The organism is Hominimerdicola aceti (assembly GCF_025567495.1).
GTDB classification, from domain to species: Bacteria; Bacillota; Clostridia; order Oscillospirales; family Ruminococcaceae; genus Hominimerdicola; species Hominimerdicola aceti.
Map to the genome: position 1 here is coordinate 144701 of NZ_JAOQJZ010000008.1, position 12493 is coordinate 157193.

The 12493-nt window shown below is 37.2% G+C and carries 13 protein-coding genes; all 13 read right to left on the reverse strand.

All coding sequences use genetic code 11. The features are described from left to right. Positions 1-232: 232 nt before the first annotated feature. Positions 233-670, reverse strand: a complete 438-nt coding sequence (locus OCV57_RS09215; RefSeq protein WP_267301281.1) for a DUF5104 domain-containing protein — start codon at positions 668-670, stop codon at positions 233-235. Positions 671-673: 3 nt separating this feature from the next. After that, the gene (locus OCV57_RS09220; protein WP_117859668.1) at positions 674-1900 is read right to left on the reverse strand and encodes a hypothetical protein; all 1227 of its coding nucleotides are present in this window, start codon (positions 1898-1900) and stop codon (positions 674-676) included. 28 nt (positions 1901-1928) lie between these two features. Then, the gene (locus OCV57_RS09225; RefSeq protein WP_181979776.1) at positions 1929-2096 is read right to left on the reverse strand and encodes a hypothetical protein; all 168 of its coding nucleotides are present in this window, start codon (positions 2094-2096) and stop codon (positions 1929-1931) included. A 3-nt stretch (positions 2097-2099) separates the two neighbouring features. Next, positions 2100-2423, reverse strand: coding sequence for a hypothetical protein (locus OCV57_RS09230; protein WP_267301282.1), 324 nt, complete (start codon positions 2421-2423; stop codon positions 2100-2102). Positions 2424-2437: 14 nt separating this feature from the next. Further along, positions 2438-4171 carry an FtsK/SpoIIIE domain-containing protein gene (locus OCV57_RS09235; protein ID WP_117859666.1) on the reverse strand — a complete coding sequence of 578 codons (1734 nt, stop codon included), beginning with the start codon at positions 4169-4171 and terminating at the stop codon, positions 2438-2440. Beyond that, entirely contained in the window at positions 4168-7422 is a 3255-nt protein-coding gene (locus tag OCV57_RS09240) for an FtsK/SpoIIIE domain-containing protein (RefSeq protein WP_267301283.1), read from the reverse strand. Before OCV57_RS09240 ends, OCV57_RS09235 begins: the two co-directional genes overlap by 4 nt. Next, positions 7419-8747 carry a hypothetical protein gene (locus OCV57_RS09245; RefSeq protein WP_267301284.1) on the reverse strand — a complete coding sequence of 443 codons (1329 nt, stop codon included), beginning with the start codon at positions 8745-8747 and terminating at the stop codon, positions 7419-7421. Before OCV57_RS09245 ends, OCV57_RS09240 begins: the two co-directional genes overlap by 4 nt. A gap of 79 nt (positions 8748-8826) precedes the next feature. Beyond that, on the reverse strand, positions 8827-9126 hold the full coding sequence (locus tag OCV57_RS09250; protein WP_267301286.1) for a hypothetical protein: 300 nt from the start codon (positions 9124-9126) through the stop codon (positions 8827-8829). A gap of 2 nt (positions 9127-9128) precedes the next feature. Continuing rightward, positions 9129-9485 (reverse strand): WXG100 family type VII secretion target, encoded by a 357-nt coding sequence (locus OCV57_RS09255; RefSeq protein WP_267301287.1) that lies wholly within the window; start codon positions 9483-9485, stop codon positions 9129-9131. A 15-nt stretch (positions 9486-9500) separates the two neighbouring features. Then, on the reverse strand, positions 9501-9821 hold the full coding sequence (locus OCV57_RS09260; protein WP_267301288.1) for a hypothetical protein: 321 nt from the start codon (positions 9819-9821) through the stop codon (positions 9501-9503). Next, positions 9811-11325, reverse strand: a complete 1515-nt coding sequence (locus OCV57_RS09265) for a tetratricopeptide repeat protein (RefSeq protein ID WP_267301289.1) — start codon at positions 11323-11325, stop codon at positions 9811-9813. Before OCV57_RS09265 ends, OCV57_RS09260 begins: the two co-directional genes overlap by 11 nt. A gap of 42 nt (positions 11326-11367) precedes the next feature. Next, positions 11368-11895, reverse strand: coding sequence for a T6SS immunity protein Tdi1 domain-containing protein (locus tag OCV57_RS09270; protein ID WP_117925361.1), 528 nt, complete (start codon positions 11893-11895; stop codon positions 11368-11370). Positions 11896-11909: 14 nt separating this feature from the next. After that, on the reverse strand, positions 11910-12493 hold a 584-nt coding region (locus OCV57_RS09275), incomplete at its 5' end, for an HINT domain-containing protein (protein WP_267301290.1).

Here is a 12493-nt window from a genome sequence, read left to right on the forward strand (position 1 = left end):
AAAATCTCTGCTATTCCATGCGGTTATATCATTATATTTTACAATACTTTGAGGATTGATTATCCTGTAAATATCTATAACTTCGTACTTATTGCCCGTCTGAGCGACTATATAACTGCTGCTGTCGCCATAACCGGAAGCAACGCAGCAGTTATGGTCTGCAATTTCAATAGTATTGGCAGTATTACACTCGATATCACCGGACTCATAATCCAAAGTATTTATGGATATGTTATAAACGCCGACCAGATNCATGCTTTTCATCGATGGGACAAACTGCTATATATACCCCATATTTTTGCTTATCCGTGATAATATAAAATGATCTGGAAAGAAAAGCACTGGTATAATTTTTCCCTGAAGAACTGGCGCTCACAGTATCCTTTTCATACTCTGTCGTGCGAATTATATCGCCTTCAAATCCATCAATCAGCGCTTGTATATCAGCGTCAATACCATCTGAATTTTTCAGACCGTTACACAGTAAGGATTTTACGCCGTCTTTATCCCCATCGTCTATGTATGTCAATAATTGATCTACCGTATCTGCGTAGAACTGATCGTTGTATTTATACTCAACACCGTTTATGATAGGCGTTTCTTTAATGGCACAACTACTCAGAGATATCACCAATGCTAAGCTCGAAATAAGGTTGATGACTTTTTTCATTTATTATTTCTCCTTCCAGTCTAATGTTGCCGTATAAGTCTCATCTGAGAATGACCAACCTGCAGTTTCGTCAGTTTCACCTTTTTCCCTTGTCGATACAGTCGCATCTTTGAAAGCCTCATACATAATCTCACCATTCTCCATTTCAGAAAAATCAATAATTGTAATAGCTTCTAAGTCCTCTGCTTTAACATTTTGCGTTCTTGCATCAAATCCTGTAATCCACCACTGTGCACCGTTATTCCAAAGATTTTCATCACCATAGGGAGAATAACTATATAGTTTCTCGCCGTTATGGTAAAGAGTAAGTTCCATATCAGTTGCTTTATCAGTTGCTGTAAGCCAATGGGTATCTGAATAATATTCATATATTCCGGTTTCAGCACCGGCACCAAGATTCATATAGTCACCCTTCCAAGACCAGAACATATACGTTTTATCTGTTTCTCCATCACCATCAAAATCCACTTCAAATTCCACGGATTTCTTTTTATCCATTGTATTTCCTGATGCTCTGATTGCTGAATCAAAAACATTATCATATCCATCATTATATCCCAATGGTGCCCAGCTTTGAAACCAATCTTGTCTTATATGGTAAACACCATCATTATCGTCATCAACAGCACCTATCAGACCTACAAATTGATCTGCACCTGGCAAATCCTTTTTTGTCCAGTATTTTATAAATTTCATTGTAGGATAGAAAGTAATAACCAATCCCGCAATAAAAAAAGCAAAAGGAGCAGTATTAATAAATTGTCCTATCAAATCAATAAATTTTGCAGCCAATTCATTAATTATTTCTTTTAAGCCTTCTACAAAACTATCCCAATGCTTCTTGCACCACTCACGAGCACTATCCCATTTCTCTTCCAACCAGCTTTTTTCACAGTCCGGCTTTAAGTATTCATACTTATCGTAAAAATCATTTTTGCTCTGATTAATAGCATCAGCGACATCGCCGTCAATACGCACCACATCGGCAACAAACTCATTTACATCTTTTTTGAGATTATCAAGAGCATCAATCTTGTCTTCTTGGGTTTGCGTTGATGATTTTATCGAGCTGATAACATCATCAACATTGCATATGCTGCTGTCAATTTTAAGCACTTTTGATTTCAGTGATTTCAAATCAGACTTATATTCTTTTATAGCTTTTTTTGCGTGGTTTATCAGCCTTGACATCTGATTTACTTTGCCTGCGTATAAAGTAATAGTTGCCATATATTCACTCCTTTACTCCATAAATATGTTAAACAGATTTTGATTCTTTCTCCTTATCCTTATTATCGGAAACAGAAAAAATCAAGTTATATATGGTTTCTTCGGAGTTTTCATTAAGTACAGTCAGCTTTTCGAGCTTTTCAGTCTGACTATCATTGAATCTCGTGTCAAGCTCACCTACACTTGGTTTACTCATATCTTATTCTCCTTCAGCCGTCTGTGGATTCTTATTAAACTCCCCAAGTTCTTCGTCGAGCTGAAGGTAAGCGTCCTTAGTGTCTTTGACCACTCCATTGTTGATGGAATCAAGAATATCCTTTATCCCACCTATGTTCTCCATAATATGATCCGATTCTTTCTTATAAGCGTCTTTACCCTCACCTTTCCATTTTTTAAGAAGTGTAGTGTTTATATCGTTAAACTTCTCCTTTATAGCGTCAAATTCTTTGATCGCTTCTTCACTTTTTTTCTCAAATTGCACGAGTTTATCAATATCAGCCAATACAAAAGCCGAATCTGCCATAATTACCGCTCCTTTCAATATTTAATAAATTTCAATTTAACAAGTTTATCTGCTTCAATGTCATAACAATACCCGTCGCCTAATTCACAGCGAGCATAATCTTCTTTAAGAGTTTTTACATCCATGTTTCCAAAGATAGTTTTTTGACCTCTTTCACCTGCAAATTCAGCTACATTGTCAAGCAAAAATGCAGTGGAAATATTATTGTTAAAAAACGAATTTTGCTCTCCGTCGCTTATTTTCTGAACATCTGAAAAAATGAATAAAAACTCACGTTCCTCTGCCACTGCGGCAAGCTGCGGAAGTATTGAATTAATAAAACGTTTTCCTTCTGGAGTGTTTAAATATATCAGCTTGCTCTGGATAATGAATACTGTAAAAGGAGTTTCATCCATATTGCAGCCGGGAATATTTTCATACTCTTTTTTCAAGTTCTCACTGACTCCATACATTCCCGCAAGAAACTTTTTATCCAGTTCTATGTAATTTTCATTAAGATACAAATAGAACTGTTGAAGAGGTGAAAGCTTTCTGTTTACAATCGTTCCGTCCCTTAATGTAAGATCCTTTTTATCAAACTTATTTATCAAAACACAGTTACGAACCGTTTCATACTTTTCATATATCTTGTTTAGCTGATTTCGTCCGTCATCAAAAAAAACAAGACGTATATCTTCTTTTTGTTCAACCAACCCTTCGATCAATAATTCAAGAAGATTTGTTTTTCCAAATTCTTTTTTACCGTAAATTGCAATTACATGGGATTTCCCTAAATCGACTGTAACAGGACAGAAATCTACATAATCCAGACCTACACTTACAGGAAACTTGACTTGTTCTTCAATATTCGTTTTTTGTTTCAGGCGTATATAGTCATCTTTATTCAGTTCTTTTGGAAATGTCAAATATTTTTTGACGTGTTTTCCATATTCCTGTGTATCAATATCAAAATCGAATTTTTTTCTTAATGCAGTCTGAAATGGCAGCGATTTATCATTATTACTGATTTCATTAAGAGCCTGAGCTTTAAAACACTGCACTTCATACGGCAGATTCATACGAAACGTACCCGTAATACCCTCCGGTTTTACTGTTACATTTGCAAAACCATGACCAGGATTATTACCAATAGCGTCGACCTTACCATTGAATATGTCAGCATACTTGTCTGCCGGCATTTCAAATGCGATTTTCTGCTTAAAACTGCCCATATATGAATTCAATCCTTTGGTTTCTCCCGCCGTGACCACAATGGTAATTCCTTTTGACAGACCGTCTCTGCAAAGCTTTGCAAGCTTTTCCTGATATGCAGTATATCTGGATTCATCTATAAAGGCGTTTACGTTGTCGATAATAAAAGTTGTATGTATAGGCTGATTTTCTGTAGTTTCTCTGTAGTTTTTACCGTTCAGGGTCTTGATATTGTCTTTTAATATGTTATCCATTACCTTGAAAACACGTTTCACATATTCCTCGTTGGAATTATCAAAATATGCAGATACCAATGGCATGCTGCGATATTCTGACAAAGCTCCGCCAAAATCAAGAATGAATATCTGCTCTTGATCTTCGTCATATTGTTTATGAAGAATATTGACAAGGTTTTTAATGAAAGTCGTCTTTCCGCTCATAGCAGAACCGAACAAAATCAGATTGGAATCCAGCAGATCAACGATAAAAGTCGGCTGCATCTGAATTATTGGTATATCGAATTTGCCCAAAGTACACAGAATTTTTTCTCTGCTCAACTTAAACCCTCCCAATCTGTTTTATCCGTAATTACGCCCGGCAAAGGTGGCAAAAATATTTGACGAGGTTTCTCCATGTTTTTTCCTATTTCAATAATGGTTTTAACAACATAAGCCAACTGAGTATCATGCTCACTAACATTTTCACTGCGTTTTTTCTCTATAATATTGTCCTTTTTGGAGAAATAGAATCCGTTGTTGAATTTACCTGAATTTGTTGCTTGAGTAACAATGACTGCCGGATCAATATTGAGATTTTTATTAGCTCCAGTGTATGCAGACTGAAAATACTCAAATCTCGCACCCGTTCCAACAAGCAAATAAGCTCGTCCGTTAAGGGGCATAGTCGGAGCAGCGGCGGCAGGAGTTCCTATCATTTCCTTTGAGGCTTGTTTTGTGGCTACCTTAAGACATATTCTTGCTTTGGAGTTTACACGGATATCATCGGTTATAGCTCCTTCGATATTCTGTGACACAAGTATGATATGAAATCCTAATGTACGTCCCACACGAGCAATAGTCGTTATCTCAGCAATAAAATCGACATCGTTGCTCTCGCTTGAAAAACGTTTCAACTCAGTAAATTCATCGACAACGAGGACAAGATGCGACAATGGTGAAAGCTCACTCAGATCCTTACTCAAAATTTCTTGCTGCTTATTGTTAAGTTTCTTTTTCAGCTTTTTGATTTCTTCACTGTTCTCCTCGTCGGATTCAAGCTCCTTTATTTTTCTGATAAGTCTTAATGCTCTGATATACGAATCAACATTATCAACTCCGAAACTTGAGAGCAACAATTTACGCCTTTTTATTTCAGCATTAAGCGTTTCAAGAAAACGCTTTAGCATATACGCAGCAGATGTTCCCTCATCCTCTCCTGCCGTATCCGTTACTACTCCGACGCAGTGCGGTAGATCTCCCAAACGATCGGAAAAGCCGCCGCCTTTCATATCAACAAGCATAAGATTTAGATCCATAGGTGAGAATTTCATGCACAGTCCTATAAGGTATGTAATTATTGTTTCGGATTTACCTGAACCAGTAGTTCCCGCAACAAGCATATGAGGTCCGTCTGCCTTTTCGTATAGATCTAGATACATTGTGCCGTGTTCATGCTTACCGATTGGAACACGAAGATTTCTTGTCACGTCATTTCTATCAATATCCTCCCAGCTCTTTCGTATGCTTGATTTTACTTCGCCGTTTTCGACTTTCTCGGAATTATATCCGTATAGCTCAAACAAAGTAACCATAGAGGGAACCTTGCCATTTTCTGCAATACGAGTATAGTAAATTGCACTTAGCTGTCTGAATGCAAGATCAAACTTATCATCATAGCTTTCTGGACCAAACATATACTTGTTCTGAAAATATTTATACTCTATCAATTTATCAGTATCATTTGCCTTGGTTTTATCGCCCTTGTCCTCGCTTAAAACATTCAAGGTTTCTCTGCTAAGAACGTTATATCTAAGGCTCACTTTTCTTTCCTTTTCATTCTCTTTGTCAATATTTACGATATTTCCACAGTATTTCGGAAGCATATCCTTTACAGGTCGAATGAAAATAAAAGTAAGTCCAAGCAAATTGATATAAGGCTCACCCTCTTTTGGAACTTCAGGCAAGAACTTTGAAAAACCTGTTTCCTTTATATCATAATCATCGAAAACCACACATACTATCTGTGTGAGTTTACCGTCTGACACAGAATCATCGGTATCTTCCTTTTTATTGTTGGACCGGCTATTCATAATACTGAGAAGCTGTCCGAAAACTATTCCTGAGCTGTCCTTATCAAATACAAACTGTGAAACACCGTCAAGCAATTCATTCGTGTGGGGCAGATACTTATAGTTTTTCAGTATTTCATTCTGCTTCTCAATTTTGTCCTCTTTGTCGAAAAAGAAAACAAATTGCAGATCCTCGGGCGAATGATAATATGCCAGTTCGAAAACAACATGCTGAATAAAGCGATGAGAAGTCTGAACATCATTTGATATAACGCCCAAAGCCCCACAGTTTTTCAAATCTATCAGTAAAGGCGGTTTTTTACCACTGTCACTTCTGAGGTAGTTAAATCCGATAACCTCGTTATCATTCTTAGTGTCCACGCCTTTATTTGCAAAATTGTACGCTAAGTCGGTAAGGAGGAACTTATTTCGCTCCCTTTCAGCTATTTCCTCGGGAGAAAGCTTTTTCAGCTTTCTGTTCTTTTTCTTTGTCGGAACTATTATTTCAATCTCATCCTTGTTACGACGCATTTTGTAATAAATATCGTAAAAGATATTATCCTTTTTCTCGCTTTTGATCTCAAAAAGCGGCTTTACCTCATCAGAAGTGCCAAGCGATATTTTCATAAAATCATTATCGTTCTGAGATCTTGAAAAAATAATACCGTTGATCTCGGCAGTATTCTTAAACAATGTATCCATATTCGGATACACGCTGTTCAGATATACAATATCGCTTTCCTGCCATTCTTTTATTGTTCTGATAATTCTGGCAATGTAGTTCTCATAGTTGTTCTTCCATTCCTCAACGTTCTTTTTATAGTCGGTCCTTTTTTTCATAAAGCTGTAGAATGAAGTAACCAAAGATACTACTCCCATAGCACCCGACATAAGAAGCATAGTATTGCCCATAGACGAAGCACTCGGCACAAGTTTCATAATAAGAAAACGTGCACCAAGCATTCCTCCTGTGGAAAGCACGGTGGGAATAAGAACATCTAGAAGCGATGATTTATCCTTTTGGGGCATATCATTGGGCGGAATTATGTCTATTACCGAGGATTCAATGACATTCAGTCTGCGAGTACTTATATTATATTCAAGCGTATCTTTTTCTTTTAAGATATAGCTGTTCTCTTCTTTTTTAAACAAATAAGACGGCTTGATCTCCTCATTCATCGTAAACAGGACGCAGCTTGAGGTCACAAAGCCCAGCTTATCAAGCTCTGCATTATAAATTTTGACCTTTTCGCCGCCTTTGACAACATCTGTTGTAAAATCTATCACATTATAGCTGCCCTTTGCCGTATACAGCACCTGAAGTTCTTTTCTGGTTTTGATATATTGCTCAAGCAACTCGAAACATTTCTCATAATCCGGGGATTTTTTTAATCCGTAATACAAAGCCTCGATAAAAGCTTTGAGGGTAATATCCTTAAGAACAAGAAATGAAAGCTCCTGACATTTACTCTTATCGTCAAATTCAAATCTTGCGGATATCATTATTTCGTTGTTTTTCATAATGCAGTTTCCTTATTCAGCATGGAAAGTATGTCCTGTGCTTCTGTTCCTGTTTCAAAACCTTTGCAAACTTTTATATCAGACAGCTCAGGTCGGCTTAATTCGGGTTTCTTAAAATTTGTTATCGGTTTAAATGTTTTTACCTTTGCATTTAGTTTTGGTATGATCTCCTGAGGTTTTGTAAAGCTTCCTATATTTATATTCACTTTCGGAAACTCAGGCAGCTCTGTCTTAATATCCTGCGGCTTTTTAAATGGCTTGACATTAATACTTGGTTTTGCGATAGCAGAAAGCTTGAGCTCTCGTTTTTCAGGAGCATGAAACTCTATACGACTTACATCAGGCTTGCGGATCATAGGCAACTTAACCGCTTCAAATTCAGGTTTCTCAAAAGCCTTTACTTCAACGTCAGATACAAAATTTAGCTTAATATCAAGCTTTGGCTGCACAGGAGGCTGAAAACTGCCTATTTCAACTTCAGCTTTTCTTATTTGAGGTAGATCAGTAACTGTGGTTTCGGGCGTTTTAAACGTTCTACTTTTAAAATCAGATTTCACATTAACAGGGATATCCGGTTTATTTCTTTCCGGCTGTCGGAAAGTCGGCATATTAACGTTTACTTTTTGAACTTCGAGAAAAGCTTTCAAAGTAAATTCGGGTTTTTCAAAGGGTTTTATCACCGTTTCAGGTTTTGCATTAACCGCAAAGTCAAGCTTAGGTTTTTCAGGTGGTACAAAAGCTCCTATTTTAATTTTCGAAATTTCTGCTTTTGAAAGAACAACCTTGTTTTTTTCAGGAGCAATAAACTCATGCAGATTTAACTTGGCAGTTTTTTTGATATTTACCGGTTTCAAAAGTACATTCTCTAATCTAGTAAAGGTCGTATCGGGTATGACAGGTTTTGATAGTTTGTGTAATACATATTGCTTTTGCTCATAACATTTAAAATTATTGGCCTTTGAAAACAGTTTATGATTGAAACCAATTTGTTCTTTAAGAACAGCGTTTGATTTAATTACTTCCGATATATTGATTTTTTCGCTCGCTTTGCCGATAAGATCATCAGGAAGTTCAGGCTTTTGCATAGGTTTCATATTGAGCCTTTTCCGTTCAGGACTTATGAAAGGTGCAAACTCGATTTCCCTGATAATATCGATTGATTTCAGATTTGGTTTGTACGGCTTGATCTCTCCATTTTCAAGTTTCGTAAGTTTTTCTACAAAAGCCTCTCTCTGCTTATATATATCAAGTTCTTTTTGATAGCATGCTATCTGCTCGTCAGTGAGCAGCGACAGTTCTTCTTCATTAAGTATTTTAAAAGCCATTTGTATACCTCCCGAGATAAAAATAAGCACAGCCTAAAAGCTTTGATACAAAGCAATATCAGGCTGTGCTTTTATGTACTTAACCGCCGCTTATATTATCTGCGATTTTCTGATCGACTTCTTCAAAGTTCTTTCGGTTTTCTTCAAGAAGAGTATACATACCTTTGATCGCTTCCGGCAAATTTGTTTCTGCAAATTCCTTTATATCTTTATCAATCAAAGCCTGAAATGCGTCCTTTGCAGCGCCCTCCATATCTGCGATTGCGCTAGTTAATGAGCTGATAAGCGTCTGTCCTGCTTCTTCAAAAGAAGCACGGCATGATTCAATTGAGTCAAGAGCCGTAAGTACGCCCTGATTTACTATTCTGCATCCTGCCATAATTAATTACCTCCCATTGCTTTTGTGTTCTGCTCTGCAAGCTGATCGTCAAGACCATCGCCGTCCTTAGGAATAGCGTCAGATATACCGTTTACTATTTCTCTCAGAAGTTTGATTATCTGCGACACTCCGGTACTCTCATCATTTGCATCGGCAAGCTTAGTAATATTTTCATCAAAAAACTGCTTAAACCCTTGTGCTGCACTTCCGCTGAAATTTCCCGGGATCAATTCGCTCATCGTGCTGTCAAGCTTTGAATAAAGCGATTTTACTGTAGTCTCATACTGATTGATTGCGCTTAATGCGCTACGGATCATTTCCGGTGTTACGTTTACCGTACCGGTGCTTCCCATTGCCATAATAAATTCCTCCTGTTAATTAAATTTAATGTTTTGCATTAACTGTTCGTATTTGTCAAAAACTCCTTGATAATAAGGCGTATCGATTATATCGTCAAGCGTTTTTGACATCTGACCGATAACAAGTATAAGGTCGTCGATAGGTTTAATAAGAACGTCCTTTGCCTCGATTTCGATCTCTTTTCCGGCCGGCGTATCCAAAGCCGTTGTCAGGTCATTATACATCTGTTCCAGCGTAGTTTTAAGCGTTTCAGCTCTTGTTTTTAAAGCAGACATTTCATTCGCCGCAGTTTTAAAAGCCTCACTGCTCAGCTTAATATCCTGTTCAAGAGTCAACGGATCTCGCCTCCTCTATTTTTTCGAGTAAAGGCTTTCTCAGTTCGTTAGCCAGAAGATTACAAAGCTGTTCCGCCTCGTCATACTGACCAATATCCATATAACACTGAATACGGAATGTCACAGCCGCCATATCGCTTGGGTCTTTGATCATAGCGTTTCTGAAGTATTTTATCGTTTCCTCATACTTCTGCTTTGTTTCAGGCGAGCCAAGCTCCTTGTAGGCGTTTGTTTCACTGTAAATTCCTATGTATGAATTCTGAACGCTTTCGCTGCTCTGCAATTTTCTTGCATAGTCGATCACCTTATTGAATTCCTTTTTCAGAGTATATGCTCCTATATACAGACGATTGATCTGATCTATATTTTCGGGAGTCAATTCAATTTCTTCCGTTTCGTCAAGCTTGTACGCCGTTTCCTCGGTATCGGTTTCATCTTCAACGTTCGTAAGATATTCTCTTGCTCCGTTTTCATCGGGTTCAATGCTTTCAGCCAATTCTTCCAGACCGCAATCGCCGTATTTTTCAGCAATGCGTTCCTTATCGGCTTCGATCATTTCCTCAACATCATATTCTGTAAGATTAACAGGCTCAAATTCCTTATCAATGACATCAAAACCAAGATTATATGACTCAACAGGATTTTGAGCAGCGTTTAGACATTCGATCGTTTTGTCTGCATTTTCAAGCTGAAGATAAATTTCCGCAGAATTTATATAACTTTCCAAAACCTCAGAAACTGTAGGTTTTAATGTCGTCAATGCTTCGTTTATATAACCCAATGCCTTGTAATAATGCTCTTTATCACTATCGGTCTGATATTTCTGTATCTCAAAAGTCATTCGGTCAAAATAATAGTCCATGGAGAGTTCGGCATATTTCTTAGCCATTTCAAGTTCCCGTTCTGCTGTTTCGAGACGATTCGCCTGACACAGCAGCTTAAATGCCAGCTGATAGCCAGTATAATCAGAAGGTGCAACCAGTTTCATCTGATTTGTTGTAAGAAGTCCGTTTCGGATATCATTCTTCATGCCGTAAATAATGACCTTTCGCTTCATTATATCCAGATCTACGCCGATGATCTGCTCCGCTTTTTCAAGATTTACAAGTGCATCCTTATATCTTCCTATATCGAAACAGATTATTCCAAGCAGGTTATACAGCTGTACCGTATTCTCGGGTGAACAGCCTAATTCTTCGGCTTTTGCAAGATTTTTTATAGCGTCAGCGGCTTTTTCGTTAGTGGCAAGGGCATACCCTAAGTTAAAATACCTGTTGCCGTTATTCTGATCAAGCTTGACCGCTTTTTTATAGCTCTCGACCGCCTTTTCATACTGTTCCAAAGACATATACGCATCTCCTGCACATTGATAAGCGTCAGGATTTTTTGGAGCAAGCCTAATTGCCTCATTCGCTAAATGAAGAGATTCGTTGTTTTGGCTGTTTATGAATGCAAAGTGCGAATCTGCTAAAAGCTGTGAAACTTTTTCTTGGTTTGTGGGCATTTTATCACCTCCGTAAATTGATATCAAATATGCCAATATTGATTAAAGATTCATTAATGGCATCATTATTTCCCAATATACTTCCATATCGGATACTTCAAGATTTTCTATGTCATCTTCCCCATTGAGGAATAGTGGTACTTTGTAACCCACACATTTATTGTGAGGCAAAACAAAATTGCCATTTGCCTCAAACCATTCATTGAAGAACTCAGACGCCAAGCAAGCGTCATGATATTGCGGTATCTCACTATCATGGAAATTCACAAAGTTTTCCCCAGTGTTAAGAATCTCTCCTGTACCTGGTTCAAATATCAAAACTACATCTCTTTGCGTATCCAGTGCAAAATTTCTGCCTAACCAATCATATCCGAATACCTGTATGCCATTTTTGAATTTAGGGAAAGCTCTCTTGAGTATCTCGTTCCACTTTTTTACATCATTTTTGTTGTGTATACGATACAAACCATTCAAAAATGTTTCTCCGCCATAAATGTCCATAAATCCAGACATATCGGTCACATTATTTTTGTTTTCAACACCTACAAAATCATAAAATTTCTCAAACATCTCTTTTTACCACCTTATAAATTTTTTTGATCTACCATTTTAAAATTTCTTAAAACTGTCCCATAATCCAAATTTTTTATTAAATATGCTATCTGGCTTCCTAAACTTCGATTTACACTTTTATCTAATGGGTTCATATTATGGATATCATCTATTCCACCAAGTTGTAAATCAATAGTGTGATCGACATCTTGTGTCTTTAAAACTGAATTTTCTCCATACTCATTTTTGTATTTTTTTGAAGCGGATGTGCTACCACGTTCTGGAATCGTTTTTGCTGTATCAGCTTTAGATAACGCTTTACATTTTGCATCAGCTTCTGCTCGTTGCCCTGGTGTCCAATCCTCTTTATATGATAGCTCTGCATCATATGTGCCGTCATCATTTTTTATCAGCTTACAATTCGAATTATGAACCCAAACTCCATTTTCGCCAACATGATAAGTATGGAAATCCTCTACCTGAAAATTATACACCTTTACAGGTTTATCTGTCAACTCGACATTAAATTTTTCAACTAAAAGAACATTTCCGTTTACATCAAGAAGTTCATCACCAACTATTAGTTCTCCTGCTTTGATAAAGCCTTGATTTTTTA